Here is a 20226-nt window from a genome sequence, read left to right as displayed (position 1 = left end):
TGTGACCGTGTCCCGCTCCACCGGCGATCATCGACGCACCAGCAAGCTGTTCCTGCTGTTCCGCATGGAAGGCGACCGCTATGCCCTGGATGCCCGCGAAGTGGTCGAAGTGCTGCCGCTGCTGCGCCTGAAGCGCATTCCGGAGGCGCCGGAATGGGTCGCCGGGGTGTTCTCCCATCGCGGCGTCCTGGTCCCGGTGCTCGACCTCTGCGCAATGGCCTTCGGCCGCGCGGCGCTGGCCCGCACCAGCACGCGCATCGTGCTGGTCGAATACCGCGCCCGCCAGGACCGGGAGCCGGTCTGGCTCGGACTGATCCTCGAACAGGCCACCGATACCCTGCGCTGCGAACCGTCGGCGTTCCGCGACTATGGCCTGGACAACGGCGGGGCCCGCTATCTCGGTCCGGTCTATGAAGGACCACGGGGACTGGTGCAATGGGTGCGGGTCGAGGCATTGCTGCCCGACGAAGTGCGCGCCCTGCTGTTCCCGCCGGAGTGCGGCGAGGGGACGGCATGAACGATCGCTTCGAACGCCTGCTCAAGAGCAGGATCGGCCTGGATGCCAGCTCGGTGGGCAGCGCGGTGATCGAGCGCGCGGTACGCCAGCGCATGAGCGGCCTCGCGCTGCACGACGAGGACGAATACTGGATGCGCCTGAACGGCTCGCCGGGCGAGGTGCAGGCGCTGATCGAAGCGGTGGTGGTGCCGGAGACCTGGTTCTTCCGCTACCCGGAGTCGTTCACCACCCTCGCCAGGCTGGCCTTCGAGCGCCTGCCGAGCCTGGGCGGCGGACGCGCGCTAAGGATCCTCAGCCTGCCCTGTTCCACCGGCGAGGAGCCGTATTCCATCGTCATGGCCTTGCTCGATGCCGGGCTCTCCGAGTACCTGTTCGAGGTCGACGCCCTCGACGTCAGCGCTCGGGTGATCGAGCGCGCCAGCCTCGGGGTGTACGGCAGGAATTCCTTCCGCGGCGACGAACTGGGGTTTCGCGACCGCCATTTCAGCGAGGTTGCCGAGGGCTACCAGTTGGCCGAGCAGGTTCGCCGCAAGGTGCGCTTCCGCTGCGGCAATTTGCTCGATCCCGGGCTACTGGCGGGCGAGGCACCCTACGATTTCGTGTTCTGTCGCAACCTGCTGATCTATTTCGACCGCCCGACCCAGAGCGAGGTGGTCGAGGTGCTCAAGCGCCTGTTGCGGCCGGACGGCGCGATGTTCATCGGACCAGCCGAGGCGAGCCTGCTCAGCCAGCATGGCATGCAGCCGATCGGCGTGCCGCTGTCTTTCGTGTTCCGCCGGACCAGCGAGGCGCCCCGCGGCGCGCGGCCCAAGGCGGTGAGCGACGGAGCGCGCCCGGTGGTTGCCGCCGCCGTGGAGCGTGCGAGTATTCGGCCTTCGCCGCCGCCACCGGCGAAACCGCGCCAGCGGCTGTCCAGCCTGGTTCCACCAGCCAGCGGCCAGCCCCTCGCCAGTCCCGTCGGCGAGTTCGACGAAATCGCCCGCCTGGCGGATGCCGGCCAGCACCGCGAGGCGCGCGCCGCCTGCGAGCGCCAACTGGCCGCGCGTGGGCCGTCGGCCACGGTCTTCTACTGGCTCGGGCTGCTCAGCGATGTCGCCGGGCAGGAGCAGGAAGCCCAGGATTTCTACCGCAAGGCCCTGTACCTGGAGCCGCAGCACGCCGAGGCGCTGGCGCACCTGGCGGCGCTGCTCGCCGCTCGCGGCGACCATGCCGGCGCCCGGCGCCTGCAGCAACGTGCGGCCCGTGGAGTGAACAAAGATGGTTGAGGCGAGCCTGACCTTGCTCGATACCCAACAGGTGGATGACTGCTGGAACCGCATCGGCGTGCATGGCGACAAGTCCTGCGAACGCCTGGCCGAGCATGTCCATTGCCGCAACTGCGAGGTTTACGCTGCCGCGGCGACCTACTTGCTGGACCGCATCGCCCTGCGCCAGGACCAGCTCGACAGCGCCGAAACGATGGACAGCCAGCGCGAACAGAGCGACCTCGGCGAGACGCGTTCGATCCTGGTGTTCCGCCTGGGCGAAGAGTGGTTCGGCCTGGCCACCGGCAGCCTGGTGGAAGTGGCGCCGATGAATCCTATCCATTCCCTGCCGCACCAGCGCTCGCGCGCCCTGCAAGGGGTGACCAACGTGCGCGGCGCGCTGGTCGCCTGCCTTTCCCTCGGCGAACTGCTGGATCTCGAACCCGGCGCCGCGCCGGTCAGCGAGCGCCGGGTGGTTCCGCGCATGCTGATCATTTCCGCCGCCGGCGGTCCGGTGGTGGCGCCGGTGGAGGAAGTCGACGGCATCCATGCGATTCCGCTGGCGCGGATACTGCCGCCCAACCACGCCGACGGCCAGGCCTCGCGCCGGCACGTGGCCGGCGTGCTGCAATGGCGCGAGCGGAGCATCACCCTGCTCGACGAAGGCCCTCTCCTGCAAGCCGTAGCGCGGAGCCTGGCATGACCCCGGACCAGATGAGAGACGCGTCGCTGCTCGAGCTGTTCCGGCTCGAGGCGGAGGCCCAGACCCAGGTGCTCAACGCCGGCCTGATGGCGCTGGAGCGCAGCCCGACCCAGGCCGACCAACTGGAAGCCTGCATGCGCGCCGCGCACTCGCTGAAAGGCGCGGCGCGTATCGTCGGGCTGGACGCCGGCGTGCGCGTGGCGCACGTCATGGAGGATTGCCTGGTGGAGGCGCAGGACGGACGCCTGCTCCTGCAATCGGAACATATCGATGCGTTGCTCCAGGGCTGCGACCTGTTGCTGCGTATCGGCACCCCGCCAGCCGGCGACGCAGGCTGGGCCGAAGGCGCCGGGCGGGAAGAGATCGACGGCCTGGTGCTGCGCCTCGAAGGCCTGGTGCGCAGCGGCCTGCCGCTGGCCCGCGCGGAGCTGCCGGCGACGACTCCCGGTCTGCCGGAAGCGGTCCCCGAGGCGCCGCCAGCGGCGTCAGCGGCCGCCAGCGACGACAACGACGAGGAGCCCGCCGGGCAGGCGGGCGGCGAACAGGCCGAGGAGCGCCGCAGCCGGGTCCTGCGGGTCACCGCCGAACGCCTGGACCGGCTGCTGGATATCTCCAGCAAGTCGCTGGTGGAGTTCCAGCGCATCAAGCCGCTGGCCGATTCCCTGCAACGCCTGCGTCGCCTGCAGTCCAGCGCCAGCCGCGCGCTCGACGTGGTACGCGAGACGGTCCAGGAAACCGCCCTCGACCCGCAGGCCCAGGCCATGCTCGGCGAGGCGCGGCAACTGATTGGCGAATGCCAGCAGATGCTGGTGCAGCACATCGCCGATCTCGACGAGTTCGCCTGGCAGGGCGGCCAGCGTGCCCAGGTGCTCTACGACGCGGCGCTGGCCTCGCGGATGCGGCCATTCGCCGACGTCCTTAGCGGCCAGGCGCGGATGGTTCGCGACCTGGGCCGCTCGCTGGGCAAGCAGGTGCGCCTGCTGGTCGAGGGCGAAAGCACCCAGGTCGACCGGGATGTCCTGGAAAAACTCGAAGCGCCGCTCACCCACCTGCTACGCAATGCCGTCGATCACGGTATCGAGGCGCCGGAAACCCGCCTCGCCGCCGGCAAGCCGGCCGAGGGCAGGATCACCATCCGCGCCCGCCACCACGCCGGCATGCTGGTCCTGGAACTGAGCGACGACGGCGGCGGCATCGATCTGCAGCGCCTGCGCGAGACCGTGCTCAATCGCCAGTTCGCCACCGCCGAGACCGTGGCGCAACTGAGCGAGGAGGAACTCCTGGCGTTTCTCTTCCTGCCCGGCTTCAGCATGCGCGAGCAGGTCACCGAGGTGTCCGGTCGCGGCGTCGGACTGGACGCCGTGCAGCACATGGTCCGCCAGTTGCGCGGCGGCGTGCGCATGGAGCAACGCCAGGGGCAGGGAGCGCTGTTTCACGTCGAGGTGCCGCTGACCCTGTCCGTGGTGCGCAGCCTGGTGGTGGAGATCGGCGAGGAGGCCTACGCCTTCCCGCTGGCGCACATCGAGCGCATGTGCGAGCTGGAAGCGGAGGAGATCGTCCAGCTCGAAGGTCGCCAGCACTTCTGGTACGAGGGTCGCCATGTCGGCCTGGTCTCGGCTGCGCAACTGCTGCAGCGGCCCGAGAGCAGCCGCACCGAAGGGGCCATCCCGGTAGTGGTGGTGCGCGACCGCGATGCGGTCTACGGCGTCGCCGTGGAGCGTTTCGTCGGCGAGCGTACCCTGGTGGTGATGCCTCTCGATCCCCGCCTGGGCAAGGTGCGCGACGTTTCCGCCGGCGCCTTGCTGGACGACGGTTCGCCGGTGCTGATCCTGGACGTCGAGGACCTCCTGCATTCGGTCGGCAAGCTGCTCAGCAGCGGCCGCCTGGAGCGCATCGATCGCAGCCGGCGGCAGGCCGGCGGGGCGCAACGCAAGCGCATCCTGGTGGTCGACGACTCGCTCACGGTGCGTGAGCTGGAACGCAAGCTCCTGCTCGGCCGCGGCTACGACGTGGCAGTGGCGGTGGATGGCATGGACGGCTGGAACGCCCTGCGCTCGGAGCATTTCGACCTGCTCATCACCGATATCGACATGCCGCGTATGGACGGTATCGAACTGGTCACCCTGGTGCGTCGCGACAGCCGCCTGCAGTCGCTGCCGGTGATGGTGGTGTCCTACAAGGATCGTGAGGAGGACCGTCGGCGCGGTCTCGACGCCGGCGCCGACTATTATCTGGCGAAGGCCAGTTTCCACGATGAGGCCTTGCTGGATGCCGTCGTCGTCCTGATCGGAGAAGCACAGGGTTGAGGATCGGAATCGTCAATGACATGCCGTTGGCCGTCGAGGCGCTGCGCCGCGCGCTGGCCTTCGAGCCGCAGCACCAGATCGTCTGGGTCGCCAGCAACGGTGCCGAGGCGGTGACCCAGTGCGCCGCCGATACGCCCGACGTGGTGCTGATGGACCTGCTCATGCCGGTGATGGACGGCGTCGAGGCAACTCGTCGGATCATGGCGGAAAGTCCTTGCGCGATCGTGATTGTTACCGTCGATATCGAGCAGAATGTGCACCGGGTTTTCGAAGCGATGGGATATGGGGCGCTCGATGCGGTGAACACGCCGGCGCTGGGCATCGGCAACCCGCAAACGGCGGCGGCGCCGTTGTTGCGCAAGATTCAGAACGTCGGCTGGCTGATCGGCCAGCGCGATAACCGTGGCAAGGTCCAGGTGGTGCCGCCGAAGGCCGGCGGGGCGCGCCAGCGTCTGGTGGCGATCGGCGCTTCGGCTGGCGGTCCGGCGTCGCTCGCGGTGTTGCTCAAGCAACTGCCGGCCAGTTTCAATGCCGCAGTGGTGCTGGTGCAGCATGTCGACGAGGTATTCGCCGCCGGCATGGCCGAATGGCTGGCCAGCGAATCGAAGCTGCCGGTGCGCCTGGCGCGCGATGGCGAGCCGCCGATACCGGGGCAGATCCTGCTGGCGGGGACCAACAATCACATCCGCCTGCTGCGCAACGGTTCGCTGGTGTACACCGCCGAACCGCGTTCTTTCGTCTACCGGCCGTCCATCGACGTGTTTTTCGAGAGCGTGGCGAACTACTGGCGTGGCGATGCCGTGGGCGTGCTGCTGACCGGCATGGGCCGCGACGGCGCCCAGGGCCTCAAGCAGATGCGCGAGCGCGGTTTCCTCACCATCGCCCAGGACCAGGCCAGTTGCGCAGTCTACGGGATGCCGAAGGCCGCGGCGGCGATCGATGCAGCGGTGCAGATCCTTTCCCTGGAAAAGATCGCCCCGCGCCTGGCGGAGGTATTCGATTAGCCGGGTTCGACTCCGGCCAGGCGCCAGGGTAGGCGCCGGCGCCCGCCGCGGCGGTGCGTGGAACAGCATTCAATTTGATACGAGGGGCCCCGGTCCCGGAGAGAAACATGCACAACCCTCATGAGAGCAAGACCGACCTGGGCGCCCCTCTGGACGGCGCGGTCATGGTACTGCTTGTCGATGATCAGGCCATGATCGGAGAGGCTGTGCGTCGCTCACTGGCGAGCGAGGCGGGCATCGACTTCCATTTCTGTTCCGATCCGCAGCAGGCGGTGGCGGTGGCCAACCAGATCAAGCCGACGGTGATCCTCCAGGACCTGGTGATGCCCGGCGTCGACGGCCTCACGCTGCTCGCTGCCTACCGCGGCAACCCGGCGACCCGCGACATCCCGATCATCGTCCTGTCGACCAAGGAAGAGCCGACGGTGAAGAGCGCGGCGTTCGCCGCCGGCGCCAACGACTACCTGGTCAAGCTGCCGGACGCCATCGAGCTGGTGGCGCGGATCCGCTACCACTCGCGTTCGTACATCGCCCTGCAGCAACGCGACGAGGCCTATCGGGCGCTGCGCGAGAGCCAGCAGCAGTTGCTGGAGACCAACCTGGTGCTGCAGCGGCTGATGAACTCCGACGGCCTGACCGGGCTCTCCAACCGTCGTCACTTCGACGAATACCTGGAGATGGAGTGGCGCCGCTCGCTGCGCGAGCAGTCGCAACTGTCGCTGCTGATGATCGACGTGGACTATTTCAAGAGCTACAACGACACCTTCGGCCACGTCGCCGGCGACGAGGCCCTGCGCCAGGTCGCCGGGGCCATCCGCGAGGGCTGCAGTCGCTCCTCGGACCTGGCGGCTCGGTACGGCGGCGAGGAGTTCGCCATGGTCCTCCCGGGCACCTCGCCGGGCGGCGCACGGTTGCTGGCGGAGAAGGTCCGGCGCACGGTGGAGAGCCTGCAGATCAGCCACGACCAGCCACGCCCGGGCTCGCACCTGACCGTCAGCATCGGCGTCAGCACCCTGGTGCCGGGCGGCGGCGGGCAAACCTTCCGGGTTCTCATCGAGATGGCCGACCAGGCGCTCTACCAGGCCAAGAACAATGGCCGCAACCAGGTCGGCCTGATGGAACAGCCGGTGCCGCCGGCCCCGGCGGGCTGAGCGGCGCGCGGCGGCCATGCGTCGCCGGCCGGCATTAAATAGAGGCCGGCGTACTGCCTGTGGGGCGCAAGTGCAGTATACTTCGCAGCTTTTCGACGTTTTCCCGCGAGTGAGCGCCAGCCATGGAAATCAACCCGATCCTCAACAGCATCAAGGACCTCTCCGAGCGCACCCAGACCATTCGGGGGTATCTTTGACTACGATCAGAAGCATGATCGCCTGGTCGAAGTAAACCGCGAGCTCGAAGACCCCAACGTCTGGAACAACCCCGAATACGCCCAGAACCTCGGCCGCGAGCGCGCCCAGCTGGCGCAGGTGGTGGAAACCCTGGACGACCTGACCAGCGGCCTGGCCGACTCCCGCGACCTGCTGGACATGGCGGTCGAGGAAGACGACGAGGGCGCCGTCGACGACGTTGCCAACGAAGTCGAGCGTCTGCGCGAGATCCTCGAGAAGCTGGAGTTCCGCCGCATGTTCAGCGGCGAGATGGACCCGAACAACGCCTACCTGGACATCCAGGCCGGCTCCGGCGGCACCGAGGCCCAGGACTGGGCCAACATGCTGCTGCGCATGTACCTGCGCTGGGCCGACAAGCACGGCTTCGACGCCACTATCATCGAGCTGTCCGAGGGCGAGGTCGCCGGCATCAAGGGCGCCACCGTGCACATCAAGGGCGAGTACGCCTTCGGCTGGCTGCGCACCGAGATCGGCGTGCACCGCCTGGTGCGCAAGAGTCCGTTCGACTCCGGCAACCGTCGCCACACCTCGTTCACCGCGGTGTTCGTATCGCCGGAAATCGACGACAACATCGAGATCGAGATCAACCCGGCCGACCTGCGCATCGATACCTACCGCTCCTCCGGTGCGGGCGGTCAGCACGTGAACACCACCGATTCGGCGGTGCGGATCACCCACGTGCCGACCAATACCGTGGTGGCGTGCCAGAACGAACGCTCCCAGCACGCCAACAAGGACACCGCGATGAAGATGCTGCGGGCCAAGTTGTACGAGCTGGAAATGCAGAAGCGTACCGCCGCGTCCCAGGCCCTGGAGGACTCCAAGTCCGACATCGGCTGGGGCCACCAGATCCGCTCCTACGTGCTCGACCAGTCGCGGATCAAGGACCTGCGTACCGGTATCGAGCGCAGCGACTGCGACAAGGTGCTCGACGGCGATCTAGACGAATACCTCGAAGCCAGCCTCAAACAGGGGCTGTAAAGCTGCTGCGCCTGGCCAGGCCGCGTTGGAAAATGGTTCGGACTGCTCGTTTTTTACGATCGTGAACTCCGTGTCCTCGCCATTTCCCGCCTTGCCTGGCCGGCGTTCGCTACGCTTTTCGCCCCTGTTGCGCAATCCGTTTCCACAGGCAAGAGAGCCTAACCAGGAACCACCAAGACCATGAGCGACCAACAACTCGACCAGCACGAACTGCAACAGGAAGAAAACAAGCTGATCGCCCAGCGCAAGGAAAAACTTGCCGCCGTGCGCGAAGCCCGGGCCATCGCCTTTCCCAACGACTTCCGCCGCGACGCCTACTTCGCGGACCTGCAGAAACAGTACGCCGACAAGACCAAGGAAGAGCTGGAAGCCGCAGCGATCCCGGTCAAGGTGGCCGGTCGGATCATGCTCAACCGCGGTTCCTTCATCGTCCTCCAGGACAGCAGCGAGCGCCTGCAGGTCTACGTCAACCGCAAGACCCTGCCGGAAGAAACCCTGGCCGAGATCAAGACCTGGGACCTGGGCGACATCATCGGCGCCGAAGGCGTGCTGGCCCGCTCGGGCAAGGGCGACCTGTACGTCGACATGACCAGCGTGCGCCTGCTGACCAAGTCGCTGCGTCCGCTGCCGGACAAGCACCATGGCCTGACCGACACCGAGCAGCGCTACCGCCAGCGCTACGTCGACCTGATGGTCAACGAGGAAACCCGCCACACCTTCCGCGTGCGTTCCCAGGTCATCGCCCACATCCGCCGTTTCCTCAGCGAGCGCGGTTTCCTCGAAGTGGAGACCCCGATGCTGCAGACCATCCCCGGCGGCGCCGCGGCCAAGCCGTTCGAGACCCATCACAACGCGCTGGACATGGCCATGTTCCTGCGCATCGCCCCGGAGCTGTACCTCAAGCGCCTGGTGGTCGGCGGTTTCGAGAAGGTCTTCGAGATCAACCGCAACTTCCGTAACGAAGGCGTCTCGACCCGGCACAACCCCGAGTTCACCATGCTCGAGTTCTACCAGGCCTACGCCGACTACGAAGACAACATGGACCTGACCGAGGAACTGTTCCGCGAACTGGCTCAGGCGGTACTCGGTACCACCGACGTGCCCTACGGCGACAAGGTCTTCCACTTCGGCGAGCCGTTCGTGCGCCTGTCGGTGTTCGATTCGATCCTCAAGTACAACCCGGAGATCACCGCCGCCGACCTCAACGACGTCGAGAAGGCGCGGGCCATCGCCAAGAAGGCCGGCGCCAAGGTCCTCGGCCACGAAGGCCTGGGCAAGCTGCAGGTGATGATTTTCGAGGAACTGGTGGAGCACAAGCTGGAGCAGCCGCACTTCATCACCCGCTACCCCTTCGAGGTTTCGCCGCTGGCCCGCCGCAACGACGAAGACCCGAGCGTCACCGACCGCTTCGAGCTGTTCATCGGCGGCCGCGAGATCGCCAATGCCTATTCCGAGCTGAACGACGCCGAGGACCAGGCCGAGCGCTTCATGTTGCAGGTCAAGGAGAAGGACGCCGGCGACGACGAGGCGATGCACTACGACGCCGACTTCATCAATGCCCTGGAATACGGCATGCCGCCGACCGCCGGCGAAGGCATCGGCATCGACCGCCTGGTGATGCTGCTGACCAACTCGCCGTCGATCCGCGACGTGATCCTGTTCCCGCACATGCGCCCGCAGGCCTGAGCGCCGCAACAGTCCATGGAAAAGCCGCCTTCGGGCGGTTTTTTCATGGCCGCGCGGTGTCCCGGCCGCCGGGTCAGGGGCCGATAGCCGCCGATCCGCCGGCTGACCACGGAAGGTGCGGGTGGGATCGGAGCTTCCCCGATAGCGGCCGATTGATTCCACGCGAAAAAGTCCGAACAATGCCCCATCGTCCGCGAGCGGAGGAAACACCGTGTCCCGAGTAGCTCCCAGAGACAGCGCCGCGCAGGCCGCCAGCGCGGTAGCCGAAAGCGTTCGTTACCAGGGCCGCAAGGCCAGCCGCCAGGGCAGCGAGCAGCGGCGCCAGGCGATTCTCGATGCCGCCATGCGCCTGATCGTCCGCGACGGCGTACGGGCCGTGCGCCACCGCGCGGTGGCCGCCGAGGCCCAGGTGCCGTTGTCGGCCACCACCTACTACTTCAAGGACATCGACGATCTCATCACCGACACCTTCGCCCTCTTCGTCGAGCGCAACGCAGAGGCGCTGTCGGCGTTCTGGAGCAGCGTGGAGGGCGACCTCCAGGAGATGGCCGCGGTGCTGGCCGACGACCCCGGCGCCCGTGGCTCGCTGGTGGAACGGATCGTCGAGCTTGCCGTGCAGTATGTCCAGGTCCAGCTCACCGAGCGCCGCGAGCACCTGCTGGCCGAGCAGGCCTTCCGCCAGGAGGCGTTGCTCAACCCGCGCCTGCGCGAACTGGCCGATGCCCACCAGCGGATTCTCTCCCTCGGCGCCGTGCATTTCTTCCAGGTGCTCGGTTCCGGGCAGCCCGAGCAGGACGCCAAGGTGTTGACGTCGATTATTCTGCAGATGGAATATCAGGGCCTCGTGGACGGGGTCGAGCAACTGGCCGTGGACGAAATGCGCGCCATACTCAGACGGTACCTGAATCTGGTCATGGGCCTGTGACCTGAGCGTCAACCCCGCCATGGCGGGGTTTTTCATACCCGAACCTTCCCTCGGCCAGCCGGTCGCAGGTTGCGGAGGGTTCCTAAGGAGCGTGTGATGAAAGCCTGGCGTTGCCTGGTGGTCCTGAGTTTCCTGCTGTTGGGCGGTTGCCTGGTCACCTTCAAGGAGCCGATACCGCCGCGCGAGGCGGCGCCGAGCCATCTGCTCGGGACCTGGAGCCGCGAGAACGAGTGGAAGGAAGAACAATTCCTGGAGATCACCCGTTCCGGCAGCAATGTCTACCGTGCGCTCAGCTACGTGGACAGCAAGGACAATACCGAGAGCCTGGAAGACTACGGCTTCACCGTCTCCCACCAGGGCAAGCGCTGGTACCTGTCGGCCGGCCTGCCGAAGAGCCTGGGCGGCAACTTCATCATCGCCGGCTTCGAGATCACCGACGGTGACGAGCTGGTGATCTACAACCTCGACGTCGAGCGCATCGTCGAGGACCTCGGCGCCGGCCAGCTCGACGGCGAGACCGTCGACAGCGATCAGGGCAAGGGCGCGCTGGTGCGCAGCCCGTTGGCGAAGGTCTTCGCCTACCTGAACGATCCCGCCAATTCCGACGTGTTCGTCGAGGCCGCCCGCTTCCAGCGGGTCACCCAATGAGATTGCCGATGAGCCAGCGCAAGGCGCAGAACGACTACCAGAAGATCATCCGCTCCCTGTCCGATCGCATCGTCGAGGCGCAGACGCCGATCCGCGTGCTGGATGCGATCAAATGGGACGACGGGATCCGCCAGGACTTCCTCAAGGGCCGCGGCAAGCATGCGCCGAAGGTCGATCGCGGCTACTACGACAGCCGCCCGCTGGCCTTCGACGCCAGCGCCAAGAAGCAGGAATTCCAGAACATCGAGCGCGACATCACCCGCCAGTTGGGCCAGTTCAACCCGGTCGGGCAGATCATGCGGCGGATGTGCAAGGAATACCGAATGGTCATTCGCATGCTCGAGGCGCGCGGCACCCCGGACCTCGGGCTGATCTCCCAGGAACTCTACGGCTCGGCCTCGGACGCCTTCCATGCCGGCGATCCGACCCTGGCCGACCTCGGCCTGATGCTCTCCGACTACCTGAACAACATCGCCGACCGCGGCGATCTCAAGGACGAACCCAAGACCCTGACCGCCAAGGAGGTCGTACCGATCCTCCAGGCGCGGCTGAACACCGTGTTCGGCGAGGAGGAGGGCACCATCCGCGTGTTCGAGTCCGACGGCATCGTCGCCGACGCGGCGGCCGGCGCCGACTACATCAAGGTACGCGCCGACGCCCTGTTCAACGAGCGCGACGTGCGCGCGCTGGAGGTCCACGAGGGCCTGGTGCACGTCGGCACCACCCTGAACGGCCTGAGCCAGCCGATCTGCACCTTCCTCGCCAAGGGACCGCCGTCCTCCACCGTGACCCAGGAAGGCCTGGCGATCCTGATGGAGGTGATCGCCTTCGCCTCCTACCCGACCCGCCTGCGCAAGCTGACCAATCGCACCCGGGCGATCCACATGGCCGAGGAGGGCGCCGATTTCCTCGACGTGTTCCACTTCTACCGCGAGCAGGGCTACAGCCTGGAGGACAGCTACCAGAACGCCAGCCGGGTCTTCCGCGGCTCGACCCCGGATGGCCTGCCGTTCACCAAGGACCTGTCCTACCTGAAGGGCTTCATCCTCATCTACAACTACATCCAGCTCGCCGTGCGCAAGGGCAAGCTCGAACAGATCCCCCTGCTGTTCTGCGGCAAGACCACCCTGGAAGACATGCGCACCCTGCGCCAACTGGTGGACGAGGGCCTGGTGGCGCCGCCGAAGTACCTGCCGCCGCAGTTCCGCGACCTCAACGCGCTGTCGGCCTGGATGTGCTTCTCGAACTTCCTCAACCACCTCAGCCTGGACCGCATCGAAGCGGACTACGCGAACATCCTCTGACCGTTCCCCGCCGTGCCGGTCTTTCCCGGTGCGCGCGGGCGGTCGGCCGGCAAGCAAGGAGAACGGCGATGGCCAGCCACGAACTCGACTACCGCATCCTCGGCGAATCCATGCAGACCGTGGAGATCGAACTCGACCCCGGGGAAACCGTGATCGCCGAGGCCGGGGCAATGAACTACATGACCGGCGACATCCGCTTCACCGCGCGGATGGGCGACGGCTCCGACGACAGCCTGCTGGGCAAGCTGTGGAGCGCCGGCAAGCGCAAGCTCGGTGGCGAGTCGGTGTTCATGACCCACTTCACCAACGAAGGCCAGGGCAAGCAGCACGTGGCCTTTGCCGCGCCCTATCCGGGCAGCGTGGTGGCGGTGGACCTGGACGATGTCGGCGGGCGCCTGTTCTGCCAGAAGGACTCGTTCCTCTGCGCAGCCTATGGCACCCGGGTCGGCATCGCCTTCACCAAGCGCCTGGGCGCCGGTTTCTTCGGCGGCGAGGGCTTCATCCTGCAGAAGCTCGAGGGCGATGGCCTGGTCTTCGTCCACGCCGGCGGCACGCTGATCCGCCGCCAGTTGAATGGCGAGACGCTGCGGGTCGACACCGGTTGCCTGGTGGCCTTCACCGACGGTATCGACTACGACGTGCAACTGGCCGGCGGCCTGAAGAGCATGCTGTTCGGCGGCGAAGGATTGCTGCTGACCACCCTCAAGGGCAGCGGCACCGTCTGGCTGCAGAGCCTGCCGTTCTCGCGCCTGGCCGGGCGCATCTACGACGCCACCTTTCGCGCCCGCGAAGAGGTAAGGACCAACAACGGATGAAGCGCCTGCTGATCCCGCTGCTGGTACTCGGCGCGCTGTTCCTCGGTGGCTGCAGTTCGCTGCTGTTCTATCCCGAGCCGGTGGTGCAGATCACTCCGGCGCGCGCCGGGCTGGAGTACCGCGACGTCACCCTGACCACCGCCGACGGCGTGCGCCTGCGCGCCTGGTGGCTGCCGGCGAAGAAAGGCGTGCCGGTGAAAGGCACCGTGCTCTACCTGCACGGCAACGGCGGCAACCTGTCCTGGCACCTCGGCGGCACGTGGTGGCTGCCCGCCGAGGGCTACCAGGTGCTGATGCTCGACTATCGCGGCTACGGCCAGTCGGAGGGCCAGCCGGGACTGCCGGAGGTCTACCGCGACATCGACGCGGCGTTCGCCTGGCTCGACCAGGCGCCGGAGGTGAAGGGCACCGAGCGCGTGCTGCTGGGGCAGAGTCTCGGCGGCGCGCTGGCGATCCACTACCTGGCCGAGCATCCGCAGCGCCAGGGCCAGTTCAAGGCGCTGGTGTTCGACGGGGTACCGGCGAGCTACCGCGGCATCGCCCGGCACATGCTGGACGGTTCCTGGCTGACCTGGCCGCTGCAGGTGCCGCTGTCCTGGCTGGTGCCCGACGACGACAGCGCCATCCATTCGGTGGCGCGGCTTTCTGGCGCACCCATGCTGTTCTTTCACAGCATCGACGATACCATTGTGCCCCTCGAGAACGGCATCGCCCTGTACCGCCAGGCGCGGCCGCCGAAGGTCCTGCAACTGACCCGAGGCGGCCACGTGCAGACCTTCGCCGAAGCGACCTGGCAGGAAGTGATGCTGCGCTTCCTCGACGATCCCCATGGCTTCACCGGCCTGCGCCGGCTGGCCGAAATCCCGAACCGCGAATCCGCGAAACCCGAAGGCAATCCATGAGCGACCGTAACGTACTCCCCTGCATCCTGACCGGCATCGGTACCATCTTCGTCACCGTCGGCGTGCTCTGGTACTACGGCTACCTGCATTTCGCCAAGCCGCAGGACGCCCTGTTGCTGGCCGACTTCACCATGCTGAAGAGCCTGCCCGGCGAAGATGTGAAGCTGTCCCTGGAGCCGGCCAAGCAGGTCGCGCAGTGCATCGATGGCGTCCTGGTGCTGTTCGACACCGAGCAGAAGGGCCTTTCCGGCGTGCTGGTGGACAACAGGAAGCACGCCGTGCGCTGCGCCGGACAGGAAGTCCCGCAGGAAGTGAAATGACCGAGGTCCGCGTCTGGCAGGGAGACATCACCCGTCTTGCGGTGGATGCCATCGTCAACGCGGCGAACTCCTCGCTGCTCGGTGGGGGCGGTGTCGACGGCGCCATCCACCGCGCCGCCGGTGCCGAACTGGTGGCGGCCTGCCGCCTGCTGCACGGTTGCAAGACCGGCGAGGCGAAGATCACCCGTGGGTTCCGTCTGCCGGCGGCCCACGTGATCCACACCGTCGGCCCGGTCTGGCGCGGCGGCGACAACGGCGAAGCGGAGCTGCTGGCCAGCTGCTACCGGCGCAGCCTGGTGCTGGCCGAGCAGGCCGGGGCGGCCAGCGTCGCGTTCCCCGCCATCAGCTGCGGCATCTACGGCTATCCCTTGGAGCAGGCCGCGGCCATCGCCGTCGAAGAGGTCTGCCGGCAACGCCCGGCGCACAGCAGCCTGGAGGAAATCGTCCTGGTTGCCTTCGATAGCTCGATGGCTGAGCGCTACCAGCGCTTGCTCGGCGAGCGGCCTGTGGCCCGCTGATACCTGGAAAGCTCAAGCCCCGCCCATGAAAAAGCCCCGCCGGATGGCGGGGCTTTTGGGCTTCCGTAGGGCTTATCAGCCGCTGACGGAGGAGCGTGGCGCGACCGGCTTGGCGTCGTTGGAAATGGTGACTTCCACCCGACGGTTCATGGCACGGCCGGAGCTGGTGCCGTTGCTGGCCACCGGATATTCCTTGCCGTAGCCACGGGTGGCTACGCGTTCCGGGCTGATGCCGCGGCTGAGCAGGGCCATGCGCACCGAGTCGGCACGACGCTCGGACAGGCGCTGGTTGTAGTTGGCGGAACCGGTGCTATCGGTGTAGCCCTCTACGATCACCTGGCGCTCCGGGTTCTGCTGGAGGAACTCGGCCAGTTGCTGGATGTTGCGCATGGCGCCGGGCTTCAGGTCGGACTTGTCGAGATCGAACAGAACGTCGCCGAAGGTCACCATGGTGCCGCGCGAGGTCTGCTTGGCATTCAGTTGGCTACGCAGCTTGTCCAGTTGCGCGGTGCGCGCGTCGAGGCGGGCCTGGGCGCGCTGGGCGGAGGCGTTCTGCAACTGCGCCTCGGCATTGCGCAGGACGATGGTCTGCTTGGCCAGTTCGATGCGCTGGTTGGTCAGGTAGGCCAGTTGGTCCACGTCGCGCTGGTCTTCGCCATCCTGGTAGGCCTTGTCGGCCTTGGCCAGCCAGTCGCCGGCGTCCTTGGTTTCCAGGGCCGCGACCTTGGTCGCGTCGGGCTGCGACTGCAGCGCGGAGAAGTTGCTGCGGGCCTGTTCCAGGTTGGCGTTCGGCGGCGTGGAGCAGGCGGCCAGCGCCAGGGCCAGCAGGGATACGGCGGGGAGGGCAATGTACTTACGCATAGGGGTCATCCTTAATCACGAATCGACGAAAGAAGGGCGGAATCCGGCTTAGTGCTGCGTATCGCGCATGCCTTCCTCACGCAGTTCCATGACGCCCTGCTGGGCATCCTTCACGGCTTTCTGCGCCTTGGCGGCCTGGGTCTTGCGCTCGGCGACCCGGGCGTCCCACTCGGCCTGCTGCGCCAGGCGCTTGGCCTGGTCGTATTCCTTGTCGTTCATGGCGATGCGCGCCTGGCTCAGCTTGTCCTGAGCGGACTTCATCTCGACCGGGGCATATTCCGGGCCGCCGGCGCTCACCGCGTTATTCACCGCGGATTCGGTCACGGCGAACTGCTCGGTCGGCGGGTTGCCGGCGCAGCCGGCCAGGACCAGGCTGCTGCCTACGGCCAGCAGGGCCAGCTTGAGGCCACGCAGGGAACCGGTGTGTTGCTTGCTCATCGCTTTTTGCTCCATGGGAAATTTCCTCTGACAGGGATGCTGATTCCTTGGCTTTCATCTCTGGCCATTACCGTGGGCGCGTTTCCGGCCCTCCGGTCTTTTCTTCCTGCTCACTGAGCAAGCCTCTGCCAGGCCTCTGTTTCAGGGGCTTGGCGATTGGCCATGTACTTTTAGTGACTCCCCCGCTGGTTCAGGGGTTCAAAAAAAAATCTGAAATTTTCTGACTGAACAGTCGGCTTCCGGCGTGGTCGCAGAACGCCACCTCTGCTCACTAAAGCCCGTCCTACAGGGCTCTAGTCCACGAAACGCACAACTGCCGCAGCGCTCCAGGACGGAACACTCGGGCAGAAAAAAGCCCCACCTGAGTGGGGCTGGAGGAGGCCAGTGGGGCCTTTTAGAAACGCTTGCGCAACAGTCGCAGACCGTTGAACACCACCAGCAGGCTGGCGCCCATGTCGGCGAATACCGCCATCCACAGGGTGCCTTCGCCTGCCAGGGTAAGGGCGAGGAACACCGCCTTGATGCCCAGGGCCAGGGTGATGTTCTGGACCAGGATCGCGTGGGTGGTGCGCGACAGCCGGACGAATTGCGGCAACTTGCGCAGGTCGTCGTCCATCAGCGCGACGCCGGCGGTCTCGATGGCCGTGTCGGTGCCCGCCGCGCCCATGGCGAAGCCGATGTCGGCGCGGGCCAGGGCCGGCGCGTCGTTGATCCCGTCGCCGACCATGCCGACCCGCGAGCCGTCGGCCTGGCGCGCTTCCACTTCACGCAGCTTGTCCTCCGGCAGGAGGTTGCCGCGAGCTGCGTCGATGCCTACCTGGGCAGCGATGGCGGCTGCGGTGTGCGGGTTGTCGCCGGTGAGCATCAGGGTCTTCACGTCCAGCGCGTGCAGCTCGCGGATCGCCTCGCGGCTGCTGTCCTTGACCCCGTCGGCGACGGCGAAGAGGGCCCGCACGCGCTGCGGATCGCACAGCGCGATGACCGTCTTGCCCTGGCGCTCCAGGGCGTCCAGGCGCTCTTCCAGGGCCGGCGAGCAGAGGCCCAGTTCCTCCACCAGGCGATGGTTGCCGAGGTGGTAGAGGACGCCGTCGATGCGTCCGCTGACGCCTCGTCCCGGCAAGGCGGCGAGGTCCTCGACCACGCCCAGGGCAAGGCCGTCCTCTTCCGCTGCGTTGGCCACGGCGCGCGATACCGGGTGGTCGGAACGCGCGGCCAGGCTGGCGGCGAGCAGGCGCGCATCCGTCCCGTCAGCCTCCGCGATCGGCAGGTAGTCGGTCTGTTGCGGTTTGCCATGGGTGATGGTGCCGGTCTTGTCGAGGGCGACCCAGGACAGCTTGCGCCCGAGTTCGAGGAACACCCCGCCCTTGATCAGGATGCCCAGGCGCGCCGCGGCGGAAAGGCCGCTGACGATGGTCACCGGGGTGGAGATCACCAGCGCGCAGGGACAGGCGATCACCAGCAGCACCAGGGCGCGGTAGATCCAGTCCAGCCAGGCGCCGCCGAACAGCAGCGGCGGCAGCACCGCGGTGGCGAGGGCGATGAGGAATACCACCGGGGTGTAGACGCGGGCGAAACTGTCGACGAAACGCTGGGTCGGTGCGCGGGAACCCTGGGCTTCCTCCACGGCGTGGATGATCCGGGCCAGGGTGCTGTCGTCGGCGCGGCGGGTGACGCGGTACTCCAGCGCGCCCTCGCCGTTGATGCTGCCGGCGAACACCGGCTCGCCGACCTCCTTCTCCACCGGCAGGCTTTCGCCGGTGATCGGCGCCTGGTTGACGCTGGAGCGGCCGCTGGTCACCTCGCCGTCGAGGGCGATGCGTTCGCCGGGCTTCACGCGCACGGTGGCTTCCAGTTCCACTTGCTTGGCCGGCAGCTCCTTCCATTCGCCGCCGACCAGCACGGTGGCCTGTTCCGGAGCCAGTTGCAGCAGGCCGCGGATGGCGTTGCGCGCGCGATCCAGGGACTTCGCCTCGATCAACTCGGCGATGGCGAACAGCACGCTGACCATCGCCGCTTCCGGCCACTGGCCGATGAGCACGGCGCCGGTCACGGCGATACTCATCAGGGCGTTGATGTTCAGGTTGCGGTTCTTCAGTGCGATCCAGCCCTTGCGGTAGGTCGGCAGGCCGGCGCCGAGGATGGCCAGCAGGGCGAGGCCGGCGACCACCCAGTCCGGCGCCAGGCCGAACCATTCGACGATCTCCGAGGCCAGCGCCATCGCGCCGGCCAGGGCCAGCGGCCACCAGGGCTTCGCCGGCGCTTGCGAGGGGCCGTCGGTATTTTCGCCGGCATCCAGCGGCACCGCCTGCATGCCGAGGCCGGCGATCAGCTTCTGCAGCGGCTCGACGCTGTCGAAGCGATGCTGGACGCGCAGCAGGCGCTGCATCAGGTTGAATTCCAGCGACTCCACTGCCGGCTGGCGACCGAGGGCGTCGCGGATCAGGCGTTCCTCGGTCGGGCAGTCCATCGCTTCGATGCGTAGGTCGCTCCAGCGCAACTCGGCGTTGCCGGCCAGGGTTCCGATGGCGGCCACCGCCGGGCGAGGCGCGTGGCGGTGCCCATGATCATGTCCGTGACCGTGACCGTGACCGTGACAGCAAGTGTCGGCGTGTTCGTGGCTCATGGAAACAATTCCCGTTTGACGTGTTGGGTGCGATTGCACACCCTGTAGCAACTACAGAGTCAAGCGGTACTGCCAATTCGGGTAGCCGCGTCGGCGATTGGAGGAGGGTTGGCATGAAGATCGGTGAGCTGGCGAAGAGAACCGGTTGCCCGGTGGAGACCATCCGCTACTACGAGCGCGAAGGCCTGTTGCCCGAGCCCGCGCGTAGCGAAGGCAACTATCGGCAATACACCCTGGCGCACGTCGAGCGCCTGTCGTTCATCCGTCACTGCCGCTCGCTGGACATGACCCAGGAGGAAATCCGTACCCTGCTGGCGTTGCGCGACCGTCCCGAGGCGGATTGCGGCACCGCCAACCGGCTGATCGACGAGCACCTGCATCACGTCGAGGTGCGCATCGCCGAACTCCAGGCATTGCGCGAGCAACTGCAGGATCTCGGCTCACGCTGTACGGTCGCCGGCAACAGCCAGGCCTGCGGCATCCTCCGCGAACTGGAGCAGCCCGCGCCGCTGTCGCCAATCGCCGAGGAATGCGCCGAGGCCGGGCACATGCACGTCCCCGGCGTGCACCGCCGGCATGGCTGAAGCCGCGCTCAGTGACTGGAGGTGTCCTGTTGCGCGACCAGTTCGTGCAGGTACTTGCGCGAGAGCGACAGGAAGCGTGGGGTAGGGCCGACATCCTCATAGAGCGGATCGCCCTGTTCGTCGGTGGCCACCACCTGACTCCCCTTCACGTAGGGAAAGCTCGCCTCCAGTTCTTCCAGGGCGGCGCCGACCAGCTCGCCCAGTAGTTCCTCGACGCTGCGCCGCGGATACATCTCGTGCAGCGCGGCGAGGCGCGCGGCGCTTTCGACGTCCAGCGGGATGCTGTAGTGGTTGCGGGCCATGCGGCCCTTGGCGGTGTGTTCCCAATGGCGGACAAGCTCACGGATCTTCATGCTGACCTCTTCAGCCCGGTCGTGGCGGGCGTGCTGGGGGGCCCTCGTGGGGCCGTGCCTCGGTGCGGGCACTTCCTTCAGACTAGACCCGATCGGCGCCGGCAGC

Annotated in this window: 20 protein-coding genes; 16 read left to right on the top strand and 4 right to left on the bottom strand. The window is 67.0% G+C overall.

Annotated elements, in window-relative coordinates; genetic code table 11:
• Position 1: 1 nt before the first annotated feature.
• From HMPREF1224_RS21185 to HMPREF1224_RS21115, 15 genes are all read left to right on the top strand, one after another.
• Entirely contained in the window at positions 2-517 is a 516-nt protein-coding gene (locus HMPREF1224_RS21185) for a chemotaxis protein CheW (RefSeq protein WP_003106290.1), read from the top strand.
• Positions 514-1782, top strand: coding sequence for a CheR family methyltransferase (locus tag HMPREF1224_RS21180; protein WP_003113845.1), 1269 nt, complete (start codon positions 514-516; stop codon positions 1780-1782). The genes HMPREF1224_RS21185 and HMPREF1224_RS21180 overlap by 4 nt, the downstream gene beginning before the upstream one ends.
• Positions 1775-2464: a chemotaxis protein CheW gene (locus HMPREF1224_RS21175; protein ID WP_003103738.1), complete on the top strand. Its 690-nt coding sequence runs from the start codon at positions 1775-1777 to the stop codon at positions 2462-2464. Before HMPREF1224_RS21180 ends, HMPREF1224_RS21175 begins: the two co-directional genes overlap by 8 nt.
• Positions 2461-4770: a Wsp signal transduction system sensor histidine kinase WspE gene (gene wspE, locus HMPREF1224_RS21170; RefSeq protein WP_003103736.1), complete on the top strand. Its 2310-nt coding sequence runs from the start codon at positions 2461-2463 to the stop codon at positions 4768-4770. Before HMPREF1224_RS21175 ends, wspE begins: the two co-directional genes overlap by 4 nt.
• Positions 4767-5774, top strand: a complete 1008-nt coding sequence (gene wspF / locus HMPREF1224_RS21165; RefSeq protein ID WP_003092534.1) for a Wsp signal transduction system protein-glutamate methylesterase WspF — start codon at positions 4767-4769, stop codon at positions 5772-5774. Before wspE ends, wspF begins: the two co-directional genes overlap by 4 nt.
• A gap of 107 nt (positions 5775-5881) precedes the next feature.
• The gene (gene wspR, locus HMPREF1224_RS21160; protein WP_003103734.1) at positions 5882-6925 is read left to right on the top strand and encodes a Wsp signal transduction system regulator diguanylate cyclase WspR; all 1044 of its coding nucleotides are present in this window, start codon (positions 5882-5884) and stop codon (positions 6923-6925) included.
• Positions 6926-7047: 122 nt separating this feature from the next.
• A protein-coding gene (gene prfB / locus HMPREF1224_RS21155; protein WP_010895661.1) for a peptide chain release factor 2 occupies positions 7048-8143 on the top strand; the annotation gives its coding sequence in 2 pieces (ribosomal slippage) (positions 7048-7119 and positions 7121-8143; 1095 coding nt in all).
• Positions 8144-8323: 180 nt separating this feature from the next.
• A complete protein-coding gene (gene lysS, locus HMPREF1224_RS21150; RefSeq protein WP_003103728.1) occupies positions 8324-9829 on the top strand; it encodes a lysine--tRNA ligase in 1506 nt (501 codons plus the stop codon).
• Between the two features lie 211 nt (positions 9830-10040).
• Positions 10041-10754 carry a TetR/AcrR family transcriptional regulator gene (locus HMPREF1224_RS21145; RefSeq protein WP_003092520.1) on the top strand — a complete coding sequence of 238 codons (714 nt, stop codon included), beginning with the start codon at positions 10041-10043 and terminating at the stop codon, positions 10752-10754.
• A 96-nt stretch (positions 10755-10850) separates the two neighbouring features.
• Entirely contained in the window at positions 10851-11402 is a 552-nt protein-coding gene (locus HMPREF1224_RS21140; protein ID WP_003103725.1) for a hypothetical protein, read from the top strand.
• Positions 11403-11410: 8 nt separating this feature from the next.
• Positions 11411-12706: a flavohemoglobin expression-modulating QEGLA motif protein gene (locus HMPREF1224_RS21135; RefSeq protein ID WP_003092515.1), complete on the top strand. Its 1296-nt coding sequence runs from the start codon at positions 11411-11413 to the stop codon at positions 12704-12706.
• Between the two features lie 68 nt (positions 12707-12774).
• Positions 12775-13521 carry a TIGR00266 family protein gene (locus HMPREF1224_RS21130; protein ID WP_010793371.1) on the top strand — a complete coding sequence of 249 codons (747 nt, stop codon included), beginning with the start codon at positions 12775-12777 and terminating at the stop codon, positions 13519-13521.
• On the top strand, positions 13518-14423 hold the full coding sequence (locus tag HMPREF1224_RS21125; RefSeq protein WP_003103721.1) for an alpha/beta hydrolase: 906 nt from the start codon (positions 13518-13520) through the stop codon (positions 14421-14423). The genes HMPREF1224_RS21130 and HMPREF1224_RS21125 overlap by 4 nt, the downstream gene beginning before the upstream one ends.
• Positions 14420-14743, top strand: coding sequence for a PA3694 family proteiin (locus tag HMPREF1224_RS21120; protein WP_003092509.1), 324 nt, complete (start codon positions 14420-14422; stop codon positions 14741-14743). The genes HMPREF1224_RS21125 and HMPREF1224_RS21120 overlap by 4 nt, the downstream gene beginning before the upstream one ends.
• Positions 14740-15261 carry an O-acetyl-ADP-ribose deacetylase gene (locus HMPREF1224_RS21115; RefSeq protein WP_003122134.1) on the top strand — a complete coding sequence of 174 codons (522 nt, stop codon included), beginning with the start codon at positions 14740-14742 and terminating at the stop codon, positions 15259-15261. Before HMPREF1224_RS21120 ends, HMPREF1224_RS21115 begins: the two co-directional genes overlap by 4 nt.
• A 75-nt stretch (positions 15262-15336) precedes the next feature.
• On the opposite strand, the gene HMPREF1224_RS21110 is transcribed toward HMPREF1224_RS21115, so the two are convergent.
• The 3 genes from HMPREF1224_RS21110 to HMPREF1224_RS21100 all read right to left on the bottom strand — a co-directional run bounded on the left by HMPREF1224_RS21110 (position 15337) and on the right by HMPREF1224_RS21100 (position 19183).
• Positions 15337-16122, bottom strand: a complete 786-nt coding sequence (locus HMPREF1224_RS21110) for a lipotoxin F family OmpA-related lipoprotein LptF (protein ID WP_003092499.1) — start codon at positions 16120-16122, stop codon at positions 15337-15339.
• Between the two features lie 48 nt (positions 16123-16170).
• Positions 16171-16575 (bottom strand): DUF4398 domain-containing protein, encoded by a 405-nt coding sequence (locus HMPREF1224_RS21105; protein ID WP_003092495.1) that lies wholly within the window; start codon positions 16573-16575, stop codon positions 16171-16173.
• A 379-nt stretch (positions 16576-16954) separates the two neighbouring features.
• A complete protein-coding gene (locus HMPREF1224_RS21100) occupies positions 16955-19183 on the bottom strand; it encodes a heavy metal translocating P-type ATPase (RefSeq protein WP_003137970.1) in 2229 nt (742 codons plus the stop codon).
• Between the two features lie 113 nt (positions 19184-19296).
• Here HMPREF1224_RS21100 and cadR point away from each other — a divergent pair, with 113 nt between their 5' ends.
• Positions 19297-19767, top strand: coding sequence for a Cd(II)/Pb(II)-responsive transcriptional regulator (cadR, locus tag HMPREF1224_RS21095; RefSeq protein ID WP_010793370.1), 471 nt, complete (start codon positions 19297-19299; stop codon positions 19765-19767).
• Between the two features lie 8 nt (positions 19768-19775).
• Here the strand turns inward: cadR and HMPREF1224_RS21090 are convergent, their stop codons facing one another.
• Complete coding sequence (locus HMPREF1224_RS21090; protein WP_003092488.1) at positions 19776-20120, bottom strand: hypothetical protein; 345 nt, start codon at positions 20118-20120, stop codon at positions 19776-19778.
• Positions 20121-20226 lie beyond the last annotated feature (106 nt).

The sequence above is a fragment of the Pseudomonas sp. P179 genome (genome assembly GCF_000478485.2).
Classification (GTDB): Bacteria; Pseudomonadota; Gammaproteobacteria; order Pseudomonadales; family Pseudomonadaceae; genus Pseudomonas; species Pseudomonas aeruginosa.
Note: the sequence above shows the minus strand (reverse complement) of the source record. Positions and strands in the feature narration are given on the sequence as shown.